The following is an 18,410-nucleotide window of genomic DNA, read 5'->3' as shown; positions in this document are numbered from 1 at the left end:
TTGGGCGACCTTGACCCGTCAGCCGCAGTGACGACGACAACTGCGCCCCAGCGCATCGGTATCCTGGGCGGCACGTTCGACCCAGTGCACATCGGCCACTTGCGCGGTGCGCTGGAAGTCGCCGATGCCCTGGCCCTCGATGAGCTACGCCTGACGCCCAGCGCCAGGCCGCCTCACCGGGATACGCCGCAGGTATCGGCCCAGGACCGTCTGGCGATGGTCGAGTGCGCGGTGGCCGGTGTGGCGCCGTTGGTGGTGGACGCCCGCGAATTGCTGCGGGACAAACCGTCCTACACCATTGATACCCTGGAGCTGATGCGCGCCGAACTGGCCGCCGACGCCCAGGTTTTTCTGCTTTTGGGCTGGGACGCATTTTGCGGCCTGCCCACTTGGCATCGCTGGGAAGAGTTGCTCCAGCATTGCCACATCCTGGTGTTGCAACGCCCGGATGCCGACAGCGAGCCGCCGGATGCCTTGCGCAACCTGCTGGCGGCGCGTTCGGTGAGCGACCCGCTGGCCCTGAAAGGGCCGAGCGGACAGATTGCATTCGTCTGGCAGACGCCGCTCGCGGTATCCGCCACCCAGATCCGTCAACTGCTGGCCAGCGGTAAGTCGGTACGTTTCCTGGTGCCCGACGCGGTCCTGGCCTACATCGATGCGCACGGGCTGTACCGTGCGTCGAACTGAAAAAAGGGCGCGCTTCAAGGCACGTGAATGCGTGTAGCGAAGCGCCCGAACATACGAGCAAAACGAGTTTTATATGACTGACAAAGACGTAAACAAAGTAAAGCGCAAGGGCACATTCAAGAGCGCCCCGCTTCCCGTAGAGGCTCATACTGGCGTGGTACTGGCCGGCGAAGAGCTGGTCAAGGTTGCCGTGGCGGCCCTGGAAGACGTCAAGGCCCAGGACATCCAGGTGATCGACGTTCGCGAGAAGCAGAGCATCACGGACTACATGATCATCGCCACCGGTACCTCCAACCGCCAGATCGGCGCGATGCTGGATAAGGTTCGCGAAGCGGTCAAGGCCCAGGGCGTCAAGCCACTGGGTGAAGAAGGCAAGGGCGACAGCGACTGGGTGTTGCTGGATATGGACGACGTCATCGTGCACATGATGACCGCCTCGGCGCGCCAGTTCTATGACCTGGAGCGCCTGTGGGCCGGTGCCGAGCAAAGCCGTTCGGCCAGCGCCGCGCACCACAGCCCGGAAAATACCCATGAGCATTTCACCAAGCTCAACAAAGACCAGCAATAAGGGATCGCTGTGCGACTGCGCCTGATCGCCGTCGGTTCCCGCATGCCCAAGTGGGTGGAAGAAGGCTGGCATGAATATGCCAAGCGTCTTCCTTCCGAGCTGGCCCTGGAACTGGTGGAAATTCCGCTCAACACCCGCGGCAAGAACGCTGATGTGGCGCGCTTTATCCGTCAGGAAGGCGAAGCCATGTTGGCCAAGGTCGGGCCGAACGAGCGGATCGTCACGCTCGAAGTGCACGGCAAGCCTTGGAGCACCGAGCAACTGGCGGTCGAGCTCGATCGCTGGCGGCTGGACGCGCGCACGGTCAACTTCATGGTGGGTGGCCCGGAAGGGTTGGCACCGGAAGTCTGTGCCCGGGCCGATCAACGCTGGTCGTTGTCGCCTTTGACGTTGCCGCACCCGCTGGTGCGGATTCTGATCGGCGAACAGTTGTATCGTGCCTGGACAGTCCTGTCCGGGCACCCTTACCACAAGTAATCCTGCCCTCATGCCTCAGCCGATTCGCATCAAGGACCACGAAAAAGACGCCCGCCTGGTGCGTGGTCGCGTCGTGTTTGGTGCAATTGCGGTCGTGGCGCTGATTGGTGTGCTGATCGCGCGCCTGTATTTCCTCCAGGTGATTCAGTACGAGTACCACTCGACCCTGTCGGAAAACAATCGCGTGCATGTGCAGCCGATTCCGCCGACTCGCGGGTTGATTTTCGACCGCAACGGCGTGGTGGTGGCCGATAACCGGCCCAGCTTCAGCCTGAGCATGACCCGTGAGCGGTCCGGGGATTGGCAGAAGGTGCTCGACGTGATCGTCGAAGTGCTGCAACTGACCCCCGAGGACCGGGCGATTTTCGAGAAGCGCATGCGCCAGGGCCGGCGCCCGTTCGAGCCGGTGCCGATCCTGTTCGAGCTGACCGAAGAGCAGATCGCCCTGATCGCTGTGAACCAGTTCCGCCTGCCGGGCGTTGAGGTGGTGGCGCAGTTGGTGCGTCACTACCCCCAGGGCGCGCACTTCGCCCATTCGGTGGGTTACATGGGGCGGATCAACGAAAAAGAGCTCAAGAACCTCGACCCGGTCAATTACAGCGGTACCCACCACATCGGCAAGACCGGCATCGAACGCTTCTACGAGGCCGAGCTGCACGGCCAGGTGGGCTACGAGGAAGTCGAGACCAATGCCCGTGGCCGCGTGTTGCGGGTGCTCAAGCGCACCGACCCGATCCCCGGCAAGGACATCGTCCTGAGCCTGGACATCAAATTGCAGGAAGCCGCCGAAGCGGCGTTGGGCGGCCGGCGCGGCGCTGTCGTGGCGCTGGACCCGAACACCGGCGAGGTCCTGGCGATGGTCAGCCAGCCGAGTTTCGACCCGAACCTGTTCGTCACCGGCATCAGTTTCAAGGCCTACGCCGAGTTGCGCGATTCCATCGATCGGCCACTGTTCAACCGCGTGTTGCGCGGCCTCTATCCGCCGGGTTCGACCATCAAGCCGGCGGTGGCCATTGCCGGGCTGGACGCGGGTGTGATCACCGCTTCCAGCCGGGTCTACGACCCCGGTTATTACCAACTGCCGAACTACGACCACAAGTACCGCAACTGGAATCGCTCCGGCGACGGGTACGTGGATCTGGAAACGGCGATCATGCGGTCCAACGACACCTACTTCTATGACCTGGCCCACAAGCTGGGGATCGACCGGCTGGCGTCCTACATGGGCAAGTTCGGTCTCGGTCAGAAAGTGTCCCTGGACATGTTCGAAGAGTCGCCGGGCCTGATGCCATCCCGCGAGTGGAAGCGGGCGACCCGCCGCCAGCCGTGGTTCCCGGGTGAGACGTTGATCCTGGGGATCGGCCAGGGCTACATGCAGGCGACGCCGCTGCAACTGGCCCAGGCCACAGCCCTGGTGGCGAGCAAAGGCAAGTGGTATCGCCCGCATCTGGCCAAGACCATCGAAGGCCAGAAGCCCGTGGACCCCAACCCGGTGCCGGACATCATCCTGCGTAATCCGTCGGACTGGCAGAAGGTCAATATCGGCATGCAGCAGGTGATGCACGGCGCCCGGGGCACCGCGCGCAAGGCTGCCATCGGCGCGCAATACCGGATTGCCGGCAAGAGTGGTACGGCCCAGGTGGTCGCGATCAAGCAGGGCGAAAAGTACGACCGTTCCAAGGTTCAGGAGCGCCACCGCGACCACGCCTTGTTCGTTGGTTTCGCACCGGCCGAAAACCCGAAGATCGTCGTGTCGGTGATGGTCGAGAACGGCGAGTCCGGCTCCGGCGTTGCCGCGCCGGTGGTGCGCCAGATCATGGACGCCTGGCTGCTGGATGAACACGGCCAGCTCAAGCCCGAATACGCAAGCCCCATCACTGCGGAGGCTACGGCCCGTGAAGAATAATTTCGACCGGATCCTCTCCAGCGAAGATGTGATGCGTCGTCGCGCCACTCTGTTGCAGCGCATGCACATCGACGGTCCGTTGTTGATCCTGTTGCTGACACTGGCCGCCGGCAGCCTGTTCGTGCTGTATTCGGCCAGCGGCAAGAATTGGGACCTGCTGGCCAAGCAGGCCACTTCATTCGGCATCGGCCTGGTATCGATGATCTTTATCGCCCAACTGGAGCCTCGGTTCATGGCGCGCTGGGTGCCACTGGCCTATGTGGGCGGCGTGGTCTTGTTGGTGATCGTGGACATCATGGGCCATAACGCCATGGGGGCGACACGCTGGATCAACATCCCTGGGGTGATCCGCTTCCAGCCTTCCGAGTTCCTGAAAATCATCATGCCGGCGACCATCGCCTGGTATCTGTCCAAGCGCACCTTGCCGCCACAGCTCAAGCATGTGGGCATCAGCCTGCTGCTGATTGGGGTCCCGTTTATCCTGATCGTGCGCCAGCCCGATCTCGGCACCTCGTTGCTGATCCTGGCCGGCGGCGCCTTCGTGCTGTTCATGGGCGGGTTGCGCTGGCGCTGGATCCTCAGCGTGATCGCTGCCGCCGTGCCGGTGTCCGTGGCCATGTGGTACTTCGTGATGCACGACTACCAGAAGCAGCGGGTCCTGACGTTCCTCGACCCGGAGAGCGATCCGCTGGGCACCGGCTGGAACATCATCCAGTCCAAGGCCGCCATCGGCTCCGGCGGTGTGTTCGGCAAAGGGTGGTTGCTGGGTACCCAGTCGCACCTGGACTTTCTGCCGGAAAGCCACACCGACTTCATCATCGCCGTGTTGGGCGAAGAGTTCGGTCTGGTGGGTATTTGCGTGCTGCTGCTGATCTACCTGTTGTTGATCGGCCGTGGCCTGGTGATTACCGCCCAGGCCCAGACATTGTTCGGCAAATTGCTCGCGGGCAGTCTGACTATGACGTTTTTTGTTTATGTTTTCGTCAATATCGGTATGGTCAGTGGCCTGTTGCCGGTCGTGGGGGTGCCGTTGCCATTCATTAGCTACGGAGGAACTTCGCTGGTGACGCTACTGTCAGCGTTTGGGGTTTTGATGTCGATCCATACCCATCGCAAGTGGATCGCGCAGGTTTGAATAAGGTGAAGAGTTCAATGCAAGCAATGCGTGGCTGGTCGACGCGATTTGCGCCGTGGGTCGGCCTGTTCGGCCTCCTGGGCGGTGCGTCGCACGCCCTGGCCGGCGAATATGAAGGCTCGCCGCAAGTGGCCGAATTCGTCGGTGAAATGACCCGCGACTACGGTTTTGCCGGTGAACAGCTGATGGGGGTGTTCCGCGAGGCCCAGCGCAAGCAGTCGATTCTCGACGCGATCTCCCGGCCCGCCGAGCGGGTCAAGCAGTGGAGCGAGTATCGGCCGATGTTCATCTCCGAGGCGCGCATCGCCCGGGGCGTGGACTTCTGGCGCCAGCACGAGGCCGTGCTGGCTCGCGCCGAGCAGGAGTATGGCGTGCCGGCGCAGGTCATCGTGTCTATTATTGGTGTCGAGACGTTTTTTGGTCGTAATACCGGGAATTTCCGGGTGGTCGATGCGCTGTCGACCCTGGGCTTCGATTATCCGCCGCGCGCCGAGTTCTTCCGCAAGGAGCTGCGCGAGTTCCTGCTGCTGGCTCGTGAGGAACAGGTCGATCCGTTGACCCTCAAGGGCTCCTATGCCGGAGCCATGGGCTTGCCACAGTTCATGCCCAGCAGTTTCCGCGCCTATGCGGTGGACTTCGACGGCGATGGCCACATTAATATCTGGACCAACCCGACCGATGCCATCGGCAGTGTTGCCAGCTACTTCAAGCGCCACGGCTGGGAGCCTGGCGAGCCGGTGGTCAGCCGTGCAGACGTGCGTGGCGACCAGGTAGACGAAGGCCTGACCACAGGCATCGAGCCGACGAAGACCGTCGGGGAGTTGCGGGCGCTGGGGTGGTCGAGTCATGATGCGCTGCGTGACGACATGCCAGTCACCGCGATTCGCCTGGAAGGCGAACAAGGCCCTGAGTACTGGATGGGCCTGAAGAATTTCTACGCGATTACGCGTTATAACCGCAGTGTGATGTACGCCATGGCCGTGCATCAGCTGTCTGAAGAGCTGGTCAAAGCACGGGGCGTCAAATAATGCAGGCATTGCCTACCTATCAACCCCTGAAAGCCGGACCCCTGAAGCTGGTAGCGCTGGCTGCGCTGTCGTTGCTGGTCGTCAGTTGCTCCACCAGTCGCCCGCCGGCCCAGAAAACCTCCACTGCCGTGCGCGCCACGCCAGGCCTGGACATCAACCGGGCCCACAAGGACGGCGCGCCGTGGTGGGACGTGGATGTTTCGCGCATTCCCGACGCCACGCCAACCCTGCACACCGGCCCGTACAAGGCAAATCCGTACACGGTGCTGGGCAAGACGTATTTCCCGATGGCCGAATCCAAGCGTTACGTCGCTTCGGGCACGGCGTCCTGGTATGGCACCAAGTTCCACGGTCAGAACACCGCCAATGGCGAGGTTTATGACCTGTATGGCATGAGCGCGGCCCACAAGACCTTGCCGCTGCCCAGCTATGTGCGGGTGACCAACCTGGACAACAACAAGGCTGTGATCCTGCGGGTCAATGACCGCGGGCCGTTCTATTCCGACCGCATCATCGACCTGTCGTATGCGGCGGCAAAAAAACTCGGTTACGCTGAAACCGGCACCGCGCGGGTCAAGGTCGAAGGCATCGATCCGCAGGAATGGTGGGCCCAACGAGGCCGTCCGGCGCCTTTGATGCTCAACGAGCCAAAAGTGGCGCAAAATGCCGCGCCGACCGTGACGGCTTCCACCGGTACGGTCGAGCAATGGTCCCCGCCGCCGCAGCAACATGCCGCCGCCGTGGTGCCCGTGCCGCTCGACGCAAAAAAAAACGCTTCTGCAACAGCGTCTGGCCAGTATCTGCAAGTCGGCGCGTTCGCCAACCCGGACGCTGCCGAACTGTTGAGATCCAAGCTCAGCTCGATGGTCAGCGCACCGGTGTTCATCAGCTCCATCGTGCGCAACCAGCAGACACTGCATCGGGTACGCCTGGGGCCGATCGGTTCTCCGGATGAAGTCCAGCAGGTGCAGAACAGTGTGCGCCTGGCCAATCTCGGTTCGCCGAGCCTGGTCAGCGCGGAATGATTTGATTGAAGGCCCGCTAGCGGTTGGAGCGGGCCAGGTTGTTGGCTCTACGAATAACAAAAGCCCGGCAAGGGATGTGAGTGAGCAACTTAAATACGCGGCGACCCGTTAGAAGGTTGCCTGTTTAGTTTTGCCTTCGGGCAGTTTCCATTAGCGATTTCGAGAGACGGATGAACATCACCACCTTTGCCAAACGCCTTTGCCTGCTAGTCCCGCTGCTGCTCTCACCTGCCGCGTTCGCGGTCGAGATGATGCCCGCACCCCCTCAACTGGCCGCCAAATCCTTTGTGCTCATGGATGCCAGCAGCGGCGAGGTCCTGGTGGAGAGCAATGGTGACCAGCGCCTGCCACCGGCCAGCCTGACCAAACTGATGACCGCCTACATCGCCACCCTGGAAATCCGTCGTGGCCAGATCGGTGAAAACGATCCGGTGACCGTCAGCGAAAACGCCTGGCGCACCGGCGGTTCGCGGATGTTCATCAAGGTCGGTTCGCAAGTGACCGTCAGCGACCTGCTGCACGGCATCATCATCCAGTCCGGCAACGACGCCAGCGTCGCCCTGGCCGAGCACATCGCCGGCAGCGAAGATGCGTTCGCCGACATGATGAACAAGACTGCCAGCGACCTGGGTCTGACCAACAGCCACTTCATGAACCCGACCGGCTTGCCGAACCCGGAGCACTACTCTTCGGCTCACGACATGGCGATTCTGGCGCGAGCGATCATTCACGAAGACCCGGCGCACTACGCCATCTACTCCCAGAAGGAATTCTTCTGGAACAACATCAAGCAGCCTAACCGCAACCTGCTGTTGTGGCGCGACAAGACCGTCGATGGCCTGAAGACCGGCCACACCGAAGAGGCCGGCTATTGCATGGTGTCTTCGGCCGTTCGTGACGGCATGCGCCTGATCGCCGTCGTTTTCGGCACCAACAGCGAAGTGGCCCGTGCCGCCGAAACCCAGAAGCTTCTGACCTACGGTTTCCGCTTCTTCGAAACCCAGACCTTCTACCAGAAGGGCACCGAACTGGCCCAGGCCCAGGTGTGGAAAGGCACCACCAATCAGGTGAAGGCCGGTCTGGCTCAGGACCTGACCATGACCCTGCCAAAAGGCCAGCTCAAAAAGCTGGTCGCGACCATGACCATGAATCCGCAAATGATCGCGCCAATCGCCAAGGGCGACGTGATCGGCAAGGTGGAAGTCAAACTGGACGACAAAGTGGTGCACAGCGCCGACCTGATTGCGCTGGACGCGGTCGAGGAAGGTGGTATCTTCCGCCGCATGTGGGATAGCATCCGTCTATTCTTCTACGGCTTGTTCAACTGATTGAAGTGTTGACCTGCATGGCCCCGTTCCTTTCCGGTGCGGGGCCATGTGCGTTATCACGGCTTACGAGGCCGTTACGCCATGACAGACTCAGAAGTAAAGGCGCCAAAGATCGAGTTTCCTTGCGAGGATTATCCGATCAAGGTAATTGGCGACACCGGTGTGGGATTCAAGGACAAGATCATCGCGATTCTTGAAAAACACGCCACCGTTGATCACAAGACCCTGGCCGAACGCCAGAGTACCAACGGCAAGTACACGACGATTCAGTTGCACATCATTGCCACCGGTCAGGAGCAGCTGTACGACATCAACAGCGAGTTGCGAGCGACCGGGTTCGTGCACATGGTGTTGTGATGCCGGGCACGCTGGGCTTTCGCGAGCTGGGCCAGATGGCTTACGAGCCGGTCTGGCATGCCATGCAACGCTTCACCAACGACCGCGGCACCACCGCCGGTGACGAAGTCTGGCTGGTGCAACACCCGCCGGTGTTCACCCAGGGCCAGGCCGGCAAGGCCGAACACCTGTTGCTGCCGGGGAATATCCCGGTGGTGAAGACCGACCGCGGTGGCCAGGTGACCTACCATGGCCCCGGTCAATTGGTGGCCTATCTGTTGCTGGACGTACGCAAGCTGGGGTTCGGCGTGCGCGAGCTGGTCACCCGCATGGAGACCTGCCTGATCGAACTGCTGGCCAGCTACGGCGTGACAGCAGCGGCCAAGCCGGATGCTCCGGGTGTCTACGTCGACGGGGCGAAAATTGCCTCTCTGGGTTTGCGCATCCGCCATGGTTGTTCGTTTCACGGCCTGGCGTTGAACGTGGACATGGACATGGAGCCGTTTCGACGGATTAATCCCTGTGGCTATGCAGGGCTGGCGATGACCCAGCTGTGCGATCACACAGGATCGATTGAATTTGCCGAGGTAAGTGCCCGGCTGCGCGCGCAGCTCGTCAAACACCTCGACTACGCTGAGCAGACGACCCTCACGGGCGGAATCGACTGATATGACTACTGATGCTGTGCAAACCATGATCCCGACGCTGGATGTTACCGAGCGTCCGGCCCCGCGTGCCAAGGTCGAGGCCGGCGTAAAGCTGCGCGGCGCCGAGAAAGTTGCACGTATCCCGGTCAAGATCATCCCGACCACCGAACTGCCGAAGAAACCTGACTGGATCCGCGTGCGCATCCCGGTTTCGCCGGAAGTCGACCGCATCAAGGCGCTGCTGCGTAAACACAAACTGCACAGCGTCTGTGAAGAAGCGTCCTGCCCGAACCTGGGGGAATGCTTCTCCGGCGGCACCGCTACGTTCATGATCATGGGCGACATCTGCACCCGTCGCTGCCCGTTCTGTGACGTCGGCCATGGTCGGCCGAAGCCATTGGACGTGAACGAACCCGAAAGCCTGGCCATCGCCATTGCCGACCTCAAACTCAAGTACGTGGTCATCACCTCGGTGGACCGCGACGACCTGCGTGACGGTGGTGCCCAGCACTTTGCCGATTGCATCCGCGAAATCCGCAAGCTGTCACCGAACGTGCAGCTTGAGACGTTGGTGCCGGACTATCGCGGTCGCATGGACATTGCACTGCAAATCACCGCCGCCGAGCCGCCGGATGTCTTCAACCACAACCTGGAAACCGTACCGCGCCTGTACAAGGCTGCGCGTCCGGGTTCGGACTACCAGTGGTCGCTGACCTTGCTGCAACGTTTCAAGCAGATGATGCCGCACATTCCGACCAAATCCGGCTTGATGCTGGGCCTGGGGGAAACTGACGAAGAAGTCATCGAGGTCATGAAGCGCATGCGTGAGCATGACATCGACATGCTGACCCTGGGTCAGTATCTGCAGCCTTCGCGTAGTCACCTGCCGGTGCAGCGTTTTGTGCACCCGGATACCTTTGCCTGGTTTGCTGAGGAAGGGTACAAGATGGGCTTCAAGAACGTTGCTTCCGGGCCGTTGGTGCGGTCTTCGTATCATGCGGATGAGCAGGCGAAGTTGGTTAAGGCTGAGTTGCTCGGGTCTTGATTTTCTAGGGTTGTTTTTTGGGGCGGTGTGTATATCCGTTGCTGCGGTAACGGCTACTTATGGTTCCGCCCTTACGGCGGGTCACTTTTGAAAATCCGGAAGCCGGCCCAGGCAAAAGTAACCAAAACGCTCTTGCCCCACCACTCGGTGCCTCGCCTAGGCTCGGCATGCCTTCACTCCGGCATTGGTTCGTGGGCCCGCCGCGAAGGGCCATCCATGGCCCAGCGCGGCTAACCCGGCATCCATGCCGGGTTACCCACGAACCAATGCCTGCGTTCAGCCAGCGTGGTTAACGGGGCGCCCCAGATCAACGTCCACCGCGAGGCGGCCTGACAGCCGGCCTGGTTTGGGGGTATCGCGTTTCCCCTATGGGAGCGGGTTTGCTCGCGAAAGCGGTGGTTCAGATACATGGATACTGGCTTTGCTGGCCTCATCGCGAGCAGGCTCGCTCCCACAGTGGGTCTGCGGTTTACATGAGTTTTGTGGCTGCTGAAGATCAAGTGTGGGAGCGAGCCTGCTCGCGATAGCGGTGGTTCAGCCACATAGATGCTGGACATGCCCAGCTCTTGCTTTGCTTTGCTTTGCTTTGCTTTGCTTTGCTTTGGATCTTGATCTTGATCTTGACGCCCCGTTAAACCACGCTGGCCGAACGCAGGTATTGCGCAGTGGGCATCCCGGCATGGATGCCGGGATAGCCGCGCTGGGCCATGGATGGCCCTTCGCGGCGGGCCCACGGAGCAATGCCTTCGTTCGGGCACACCGAGCCTAAGCGAGGTGCCGAGTGGTGGGGCAAAGCGTTTTTGGTTACTTTTGGTTGGTCCGGCATCCGGCTCTTCCAAAAGTGACCCGCTGTAAGAGCGGAACCGCCAGCCGCCGTTACGCAAAAAACGGATATACACCCATAAGCATGCCTAAAAACCGGGAGACTCATGGAACCCACTCACACCCTAAATCCACATCACCCCGTCCCAGCACTCCCGACCGAAGGCCTGATCGCCGTGATCGCCCCCGCCGGCCCAGCAAACCTGGAAACGGACAAAGCCATCCAATGGATGCGCGCCCGGGGCCATGAGCTGCGTATATTCCCAGGTGTGTACGAAAAGGACGGCTACCTGGCCGGCAGCGACGAAGTACGCCTCAACGACCTGCATGCCGCCTTCGCCGACCCAGAAGTAAAAGCGATCATTTGCCTGCGCGGCGGCTACGGCACCCCGCGTTTGCTGGATCGCATCGATTTCGACCTGTTGCGGCGCAACGCCAAGCCCTTCGTCGGCTACAGCGACATCACCGCCTTGCACCTGGCCATCAGCCGCTATGCAGGGTTTGTCACCTTTCATGGCCCGTTGCTAAACGCCGATCTTCTCGGCGACAAGGAACCCTCCACCGTCACTTCTTTTTTCAGCCTGTTGCGTGGGCAGTTGAAGGCCGGCAGTGTGCTGAGCCATCCCGCAGCTTATCCATTGACTACCGTCGCACCCGGCATCGCCTGCGGGCGTTTGCTGGGGGGCAATCTGTCGATGATTGCCGCGACCATGGGCACGCCCTACGAAATCGACGCCGAAGGCGTGATCCTGTTGGTGGAAGACATCAACGAGCCGCTTTACCGCATCGACCGTCTGCTGACCCAGTTACGACTGGCTGGCACGCTGGCAAAGCTGCGGGGTGTGTTGCTGGGGGATGTCGCCGGGGTGGACCTTGAGGCGTTGAACAAGCTGTTCCAGCAGACCTTCGAGCCGTTTGGCATCCCGGTGTTGTCCGGTTGGCGCAGTGGGCATTGCGATCCGAACCTGACGTTGCCCATGGGCGCGTTGGTGACGCTGGATGCGGGGGAGAAGAGGTTGGTGCTGGAGCAGGATGTGGTGGTCAGCCGAGCGCTTGTTGCCTGAAAGTCCCTCATCGCGAGCAGGCTCGCTCCCACACTGGACCGCGTTTGGTAGTCAGCTGTGGGAGCGAGCCTGCTCGCGATGAGGGCAGCGGCCATAAGGCGATCTAGCGGTTACGCAACCCTTCCAGCAGCTTGTGCGTCGGATACCCATCCGCGGGCCAGCCGAACGACTGCTGGGCGCTGCGTATGGCCTTGCGGGTGTTGGCGCCGATGATGCCGTCGGGCGTGCCTGCGTCGAAGTTGTGTTTGCCCAGCAAGGTTTGCAGTTCAAAGCGTTCGCTACGGCTCAAGGGCAGATCGTCCTTTGGCCATTGCCCGCTGATCAGCCCCGCGCCGGCGAAGCGTTCTGACAGCAAACTCACCGCCAGGGCGTACGACGAGGAATTGTTGTACTTGAGGATGGCGCGGAAGTTATCGAGCACCAGGAAGGCCGGCCCGCGATAGCCGGCCGGCAGCAGCAGGGCTGCCGACAAGTGTTCGGCGCCGGCTGGGACCTGGCTGCCGTTGGGCAGGCTGACGCCCAGTTGCAGCCATTCGGAGACGGGTTTGCGGATCGCGCCGTCGGCCAGCGGGTAGTCGAACCCTTCTCTGAGTCGTACCTCGAAGCCCCACGGCTGTCCGCGCTGCCAGCCAGAGCTTTGCAGGTAGTGTGCGGTCGAGGCCAGGGCGTCGGTGGCGCTGCCCCAGATATCGCGGCGGCCGTCACCATCGAAATCCACCGCGTGGGTGTTGTACGTGGTGGGAATGAACTGGGTCTGGCCCATGGCTCCGGCCCAGGAACCGAGCATTTTTTCCGGAGCGATGTCGCCGTCTTGCAGGATCTGCAGTGCGGCGATCAGCTGCGCATGGGCAAACCCCGGGCGTCGCCCTTCATAGGCCAGGGTCGCCAGGGAGTTGATCACCGACTTGGTGCCCTGGAACTGACCGAAGTTGCTTTCCATGCCCCACACCGCAACCAAGGCCTGGCGGTCGACGCCATAGCGCTGCTCGATGCTTTGCAGGATGTCGGCATGCTGTTGGACCAGTGTCTGGCCCCGGCGTACTCGCAGCGGCGACAGCGCTCCATCGAGGTATTCCCACACCGGACGGCTGAATTCCGGCTGGCTGCGGTCGGCTTTGATGACGCTCATGTCCGGGCTGACGCCGATAAAGGCGCGATCAAACAGGTCGGCACGGATTCCCGCGGCCAGGGCTTGCTTGCGAAACCCGGCTTGCCATTCGGCGAAAGTTTGCGTGGGAGCGATGACCAGGTTGTCACCGGTCGGGACCGCGGGCGGCACGATGGCAGGAGCAGGCACGGCAGGGACGGTCTTGAGCGGTTGGGCGTCGGCGGCGGTAGGTTTTTCTGCGCAGGCGACAAGCAGAACGACGCTTGTGGCTGCAATCAATTGGCGCAGGGGCCAACGACGGGAAAGACAAAAGGGCATGCACGGGTCCAGATAAACAAATCAGATGCTGACCTTATCATGCGCAAAGGAGAATAGGGCTGGTCCGGGTGTTTCAAGCCGCCACAAAGCAAGAAGCCTCCCAGTTGTCAGACTGGAAGGCTTCGCGGCGGTAGCTGCCTTTGCCCTTGGCGGGTCGTTCCTGGCGGCTGCGGAACAGGGGCTGGGCGATGATGGATTTGGCCTTGTTGGGGCCATGCTTGGATGGCTTTTTGCTCATGATGGGATCTCTCGTGGGGTGGTTTTTGCGGGGTAAATCATGGGACAGAGTCGGGAGGTTGTCCAGTCCCTGGGGTGTGCAAGAAGTGTCATCAGACGGACACGCAACTTGTGGTGGAAGATGACCCGTGGCGAGGGGATTTATCCCCGCTGGGGCGCGAAGCGTCCCCATTACAAACTGCCTGACACTCCACGGCGCCTAGTTTTGGGGTTGCTTCGCAATCCAACGGGGATAAATCCCCTCGCCACAGGTATGCAGTGTGCTTCTGCCGAGTGACTACTCAGCGGGCAAAGGGAGTCGCTGCCCAGCCATCAACAGCGACAAGCGGCTCAGGCTCATCCATGGCGACCCTGCCGCCTGACCTTTGATCTGCGCATCGATGCGCTGGGCTTCGAGCAGCAGTTGTGCCCAGCGCGGTGCCGAGTAGCGTTGCAGGGCCTTGCTCATCAGCGGCTTGCGTTTGTCCCACACCGGTGGCCTGGCCTGGCTGAAGGCCTTGTCCAGTGGTACACCCTGGCTGTATTGCAATGAGAGGTTGGCCAGCAGGCGCAACTCTCGGGCCAGGGCCCAGAGGATCACCGGAGGCTCGACGCCTTCGCCCCGCAAGCCCTCGAGCATGCGCAGGGCGTGGGCGGCTTCACCGTTGAGGATCGCATCGGTCAGCCCGAACACATCGAAACGCGCACTGTCGGCCACGGCGGCCTGTACCGTTTCCACGGTGATCTGCCCGCCCTCGGCCATCAGCTTGAGCTTTTCGATTTCCTGAGCGGCGGCCAGCAGGTTGCCTTCGACCCGGGCGGCGATCAGTTCCACCGCATCCTGGCTGGCTGATAAGCCGGCCTGGGACAGGCGCTGGCGGATCCAGCTGGGCAACTGGCTGACGTCCACCGGCCAGATCTGTACGAACTGGGTCTGCTGACCTTCAACCAGGGCCTTGCCCCATTTGGTTTTTTGCGCGCTGCCGTCGAGTTTTGGCAGGCTGATGAGCAACAACGTGTCTTCAGCCGGTCGTGAGCAATATTCGATCAGCGCGGCGGCGCCCTTGTCACCGGGTTTGCCGGATGGCAAGCGCAGTTCCAGCAGGCGTTTTTCGGCGAACAGCGACATGCTCGCCCCAGCCTGCAACAGCGTACCCCAGTCGAAACTGGCGTCGGCGGCGAACACCTGGCGTTCGTCGAAGCCTTGCTGACGGGCGGCAGAGCGAATGGCGTCGGCGGCTTCCTGGCACAGCAGCGGATCATCGCCACTGATGATGTAGACCGGCGCGAGGGCGCCTTGCAGGTGTTTGCCGAGTTGGGCGGGAGCGAGCTTCATAAGAGAAGGCGAGCGGGGCGCCGGAGCGCCCCGCAAGGCTTATTCAGAGGGGATTTGCATCGGCGACTGTTGCGGGGTTTCCGCTTCAGCCTTGCGTGCCGCTTCCAGTGCGTCGGCTTCTGCCTTGGCGCGGGCGTCGGCGGTCTGCTGCAACTGGTCCAGTTGGGCCGGGCTCAGTTGTTGCAGGCGCAGCATCATGCGTTGCACGAGGTCACGACGCATTTCGACACGCACTTCGCTCGACTCCTGGTCGGAACCGGTGATGTTGTTGCCATCGTGCAGGTAGACCTTCTGCACTTGCAGTTTGTCGTCCAGCAGCACCAGGTTGTTCTGGCCGCGGATCTCATAGCTCAGGACGTTGTTGAGTTCGTACTCGGCCGAGCGACCGGCACCGGCGTAACTCAGGCTGCGCTGGCTTTGCTGTTCACTGGTCAGCACCAGTTTGTACGGCGCGCCGTTGTAGACCTTCACGCCGCTGTTTTCCAGTGAGTCGCGCAGCATCTTCACGGTCTCGCCATAAGCGTCCCGGGCGCTGAGGTCCAGCTCCGTGATGGCCAGCTCGGTGGTGCCGGTGCCGCGCAGCTGGAAGCCGCAGGCGCTCAACAGGACCGCCAGGCCCATTACCAGCAGATTACGTTTGATCATCTTGTTGCTCCCCTTGAAACCCTATGGCTCGACAGTGCGGCCCCGCAGGTTATATTCGGCGCCCGGCCCAAGCCGGCGCCCGATCCAATTAGCTTGCGACGATGTTGACCAGTTTGCCGGGCACGACGATCACTTTGCGGATCGTCAGGCCATCGACGAAGCGCAACACGTTTTCATTGGCCCGTGCGGCGGCTTCGATTTCTTCGCGAGTGGCGGCGGCTGGCATTTCGATCTGGCCGCGCAGCTTGCCGTTGACCTGGATGACCAGGGTCAGGCTGTCCTGCACCAGCGCGGTTTCGTCCACCACCGGCCAGCTGGCGTCAATCACCGGGTCAGCGTGGCCCAGGCGGTTCCACAGCTCGTGGCTGATGTGCGGCGTGATCGGAGCCAGCAGCAGCGTCACGGCTTCCAGACCTTCGTGAACCAGTGCGCGATCCTGTTCGGTGCCTTGCGCGGCTTTTTCCAGAACATTCATCAGCGTCATCACCTGGGCGATGGCGGTGTTGAATTTGTGGTTCTGGCCGACGTCATGGCTGGCCTGCTTGATGGCCAGGTGGATCGAACGGCGAACGGCTTTCTGCTCGTCGTTCAGGCCGGCGACGTCCAGTTTGCCCGGCAGGCCCTGAGTGACGTGGGCTTGAGCCAGACGCCAGACGCGCTTGAGGAAGCGGTGCGAACCTTCGACGCCGGAGTCGGACCATTCCGCGCTCATGTCGGGTGGCGAGGCGAACATCATGAACAGGCGGCAGGTGTCGGCGCCGAACTGGTCGATCATCGACTGCGGGTCGACGCCGTTGTTCTTCGACTTGGCCATCTTCTCGGTGCCGCCGATTTCCACCGGCAGGCCGTCGGCGATCAGTTTGGCGCTGATGACTTTGGCTTTGCTGTCGCGTTCGAGTTCGACGTCGGCCGGGTTGTACCAGGTGTAGGCACCGTTGGCTTCGCGACGATAGTAAGTCTCGGCGATCACCATGCCTTGGGTCAGCAGGTTCTTGAACGGCTCGTTGGAGCTCACCAGGCCTTCGTCACGCATCAGCTTGTGGAAGAAACGCGCGTAGAGCAGGTGGAGAATGGCGTGTTCGATGCCGCCGATGTACTGATCCACCGGCAACCAGTGGTCAGCCGCGGATTTTTCCACCAGGCCGCCTTCATAGTGCGGCGAGGCGTAGCGGGCGTAGTACCACGAGGACTCGACGAACGTGTCCATGGTGTCGGTTTCACGCCGGGCCGGCGCGCCGCATTTCGGGCAACTGCACTCGTAGAACTCGGGCATGCGCGCCAGGGGCGAGCCGGCGCCGTCGGGTACCACGTCTTCGGGCAGGACCACGGGCAGTTGATCTTCCGGTACCGGTACGTCACCGCAAGTATCGCAGTGCACGATCGGAATCGGGCAGCCCCAGTAGCGCTGGCGGCTGATGCCCCAGTCCCGCAGGCGGAACTGGGTGCGGGAGGCACCGAGGTTTTTCTTGATCAGGGCCACTTCGATGGCGTCGAACGCGCCGGGGAAGTCCAGGCCGTCAAACTCGCCGGAGTTGATCAGTTCGCCGTGTTCGCCATAAGCGTCCTGCCATGGCGCCGGGGTCTGGTCACCGGCGCTGGTACGCACCACAGCCTTGATCGGCAGGTTGTACTTGTGGGCGAATTCGAAATCGCGCTCGTCGTGGGCCGGAACAGCCATGACGGCGCCGTCGCCGTAGTGCATCAGCACATAGTTGGCGACCCATACCGGGAGTTTTTCGCCGGTGAGCGGATGCTCGACGAACAGCGAGGTCGGCAGGCCTTTCTTCTCTTGAGTGGCGACATCGGCTTCCGCGACGCTGCCACCTTTGCATTCGGCAATGAACGCCTGCAGCTCGGGGTTGTTGCGGGCGGCCAGGGTCGCCAGCGGATGCTCGGCGGCCACGGCGACATAGGTAGCGCCCATCAGGGTATCCGGACGGGTGGTGAAGACTTTCAGATTGCCCGCTTCGCCAATGGAGGCGACGTCGTAGGGGAACTGCACTTCCATGCCCCGGGACTTGCCGATCCAGTTGCGCTGCATGGTCTTGACCTGTTCAGGCCAGCCGGTCAGCTCGTCGAGACTCTCCAGCAGTTCATCCGCGTAGGCGGTGATCTTGAAGTAGTACATCGGGATTTCGCGCTTTTCGATCAGCGCGCCGGAGCGCCAGCCGCGACCGTCGATCACCTGCTCGTTGGCCAGTACGGTCTGGTCCACCGGGTCCCAGTTCACGGTACCGTTCTTGCGGTAGATCACACCTTTTTCGAACAGGCGGGTGAACAGCCATTGCTCCCAGCGGTAGTAATCAGGCTTGCAGGTGGTGACCTCGCGGGACCAGTCCACCGCCAGGCCCAGGCTGCGCAGCTGGGTCTTCATGTAGGCGATGTTTTCGTAGGTCCACTTGGCGGGGGCCACGTTGTTCTTCATCGCGGCGTTTTCCGCCGGCATGCCGAAAGCGTCCCAACCCATGGGTTGCAGGACATTCTTGCCTTGCATGCGCTGGTAGCGGGAGATCACATCGCCGATGGTGTAGTTGCGCACATGCCCCATGTGTAGCTTGCCGCTGGGGTAAGGGAACATCGACAGGCAGTAATAAGTCTCCTTGCCTGGCTGTTCACTGACTTCAAAGGACTTTTGCTCGTCCCAGAACGACTGGGCGGCGGCTTCGATTTCACGGGGCTGATAGTGTTCGTGCATGGCTACTTTTGTACTGAATGGGGT

At 61.7% G+C, this 18,410-nt stretch carries 18 protein-coding genes; 12 read left to right on the top strand and 6 right to left on the bottom strand.

The window, feature by feature from the left end:
• The 11 genes from nadD to lipA all read left to right on the top strand — a co-directional run bounded on the left by nadD (nucleotide 1) and on the right by lipA (nucleotide 10,182).
• Nucleotides 1–687: a nicotinate-nucleotide adenylyltransferase gene (gene nadD / locus PSH91_RS23310; RefSeq protein ID WP_047229489.1), complete on the top strand. Its 687-nt coding sequence runs from the start codon at nucleotides 1–3 to the stop codon at nucleotides 685–687.
• Between the two features lie 73 nt (nucleotides 688–760).
• Entirely contained in the window at nucleotides 761–1,255 is a 495-nt protein-coding gene (rsfS, locus tag PSH91_RS23305) for a ribosome silencing factor (protein ID WP_014340379.1), read from the top strand.
• Nucleotides 1,256–1,264: 9 nt separating this feature from the next.
• Entirely contained in the window at nucleotides 1,265–1,732 is a 468-nt protein-coding gene (rlmH, locus tag PSH91_RS23300) for a 23S rRNA (pseudouridine(1915)-N(3))-methyltransferase RlmH (RefSeq protein WP_047229490.1), read from the top strand.
• Nucleotides 1,733–1,742: 10 nt separating this feature from the next.
• Complete coding sequence (gene mrdA / locus PSH91_RS23295; RefSeq protein WP_047229491.1) at nucleotides 1,743–3,638, top strand: penicillin-binding protein 2; 1,896 nt, start codon at nucleotides 1,743–1,745, stop codon at nucleotides 3,636–3,638.
• A gap of 31 nt (nucleotides 3,639–3,669) precedes the next feature.
• Complete coding sequence (gene rodA, locus PSH91_RS23290; protein WP_047229517.1) at nucleotides 3,670–4,773, top strand: rod shape-determining protein RodA; 1,104 nt, start codon at nucleotides 3,670–3,672, stop codon at nucleotides 4,771–4,773.
• A gap of 17 nt (nucleotides 4,774–4,790) precedes the next feature.
• On the top strand, nucleotides 4,791–5,801 hold the full coding sequence (mltB, locus tag PSH91_RS23285) for a lytic murein transglycosylase B (RefSeq protein ID WP_047229492.1): 1,011 nt from the start codon (nucleotides 4,791–4,793) through the stop codon (nucleotides 5,799–5,801).
• Nucleotides 5,801–6,826, top strand: coding sequence for a septal ring lytic transglycosylase RlpA family protein (locus PSH91_RS23280; RefSeq protein ID WP_047229493.1), 1,026 nt, complete (start codon nucleotides 5,801–5,803; stop codon nucleotides 6,824–6,826). The genes mltB and PSH91_RS23280 overlap by 1 nt, the downstream gene beginning before the upstream one ends.
• A 170-nt stretch (nucleotides 6,827–6,996) precedes the next feature.
• On the top strand, nucleotides 6,997–8,154 hold the full coding sequence (locus PSH91_RS23275; RefSeq protein ID WP_047229494.1) for a D-alanyl-D-alanine carboxypeptidase family protein: 1,158 nt from the start codon (nucleotides 6,997–6,999) through the stop codon (nucleotides 8,152–8,154).
• A gap of 81 nt (nucleotides 8,155–8,235) precedes the next feature.
• Nucleotides 8,236–8,511: a DUF493 domain-containing protein gene (locus tag PSH91_RS23270; RefSeq protein WP_047229495.1), complete on the top strand. Its 276-nt coding sequence runs from the start codon at nucleotides 8,236–8,238 to the stop codon at nucleotides 8,509–8,511.
• A complete protein-coding gene (lipB, locus tag PSH91_RS23265) occupies nucleotides 8,511–9,158 on the top strand; it encodes a lipoyl(octanoyl) transferase LipB (RefSeq protein WP_107321818.1) in 648 nt (215 codons plus the stop codon). Before PSH91_RS23270 ends, lipB begins: the two co-directional genes overlap by 1 nt.
• Nucleotide 9,159: 1 nt before the next feature.
• On the top strand, nucleotides 9,160–10,182 hold the full coding sequence (gene lipA, locus PSH91_RS23260) for a lipoyl synthase (RefSeq protein WP_047229497.1): 1,023 nt from the start codon (nucleotides 9,160–9,162) through the stop codon (nucleotides 10,180–10,182).
• Nucleotides 10,183–10,813: 631 nt separating this feature from the next.
• Here the strand turns inward: lipA and PSH91_RS23255 are convergent.
• Nucleotides 10,814–11,008, bottom strand: a complete 195-nt coding sequence (locus tag PSH91_RS23255) for a nucleoid-structuring protein H-NS (protein WP_178129680.1) — start codon at nucleotides 11,006–11,008, stop codon at nucleotides 10,814–10,816.
• Between the two features lie 103 nt (nucleotides 11,009–11,111).
• On the opposite strand from PSH91_RS23255, the gene PSH91_RS23250 reads away from it, so the two are divergent.
• Nucleotides 11,112–12,068, top strand: a complete 957-nt coding sequence (locus PSH91_RS23250; RefSeq protein ID WP_047229498.1) for an LD-carboxypeptidase — start codon at nucleotides 11,112–11,114, stop codon at nucleotides 12,066–12,068.
• 103 nt (nucleotides 12,069–12,171) lie between these two features.
• Here PSH91_RS23250 and PSH91_RS23245 read toward each other — a convergent pair whose 3' ends face one another.
• The 5 genes from PSH91_RS23245 to leuS form a co-directional block, all read right to left on the bottom strand.
• Complete coding sequence (locus tag PSH91_RS23245; RefSeq protein ID WP_305466843.1) at nucleotides 12,172–13,494, bottom strand: lytic murein transglycosylase; 1,323 nt, start codon at nucleotides 13,492–13,494, stop codon at nucleotides 12,172–12,174.
• A gap of 73 nt (nucleotides 13,495–13,567) precedes the next feature.
• On the bottom strand, nucleotides 13,568–13,732 hold the full coding sequence (gene arfA, locus PSH91_RS23240; RefSeq protein WP_047229500.1) for an alternative ribosome rescue factor ArfA: 165 nt from the start codon (nucleotides 13,730–13,732) through the stop codon (nucleotides 13,568–13,570).
• 276 nt (nucleotides 13,733–14,008) lie between these two features.
• Nucleotides 14,009–15,046: a DNA polymerase III subunit delta gene (holA, locus tag PSH91_RS23235; protein WP_076383505.1), complete on the bottom strand. Its 1,038-nt coding sequence runs from the start codon at nucleotides 15,044–15,046 to the stop codon at nucleotides 14,009–14,011.
• A 39-nt stretch (nucleotides 15,047–15,085) separates the two neighbouring features.
• Nucleotides 15,086–15,691 (bottom strand): LPS assembly lipoprotein LptE, encoded by a 606-nt coding sequence (gene lptE, locus PSH91_RS23230; protein WP_107321820.1) that lies wholly within the window; start codon nucleotides 15,689–15,691, stop codon nucleotides 15,086–15,088.
• Nucleotides 15,692–15,779: 88 nt separating this feature from the next.
• Entirely contained in the window at nucleotides 15,780–18,386 is a 2,607-nt protein-coding gene (gene leuS, locus PSH91_RS23225) for a leucine--tRNA ligase (RefSeq protein ID WP_047229503.1), read from the bottom strand.
• Nucleotides 18,387–18,410 lie beyond the last annotated feature (24 nt).

Origin of the sequence: Pseudomonas sp. FP1154 (genome assembly GCF_030687245.1) — a bacterium.
GTDB classification, from domain to species: domain Bacteria; phylum Pseudomonadota; class Gammaproteobacteria; order Pseudomonadales; family Pseudomonadaceae; genus Aquipseudomonas; species Aquipseudomonas rhizophila.
Note: the sequence above shows the minus strand (reverse complement) of the source record. Positions and strands in the feature narration are given on the sequence as shown.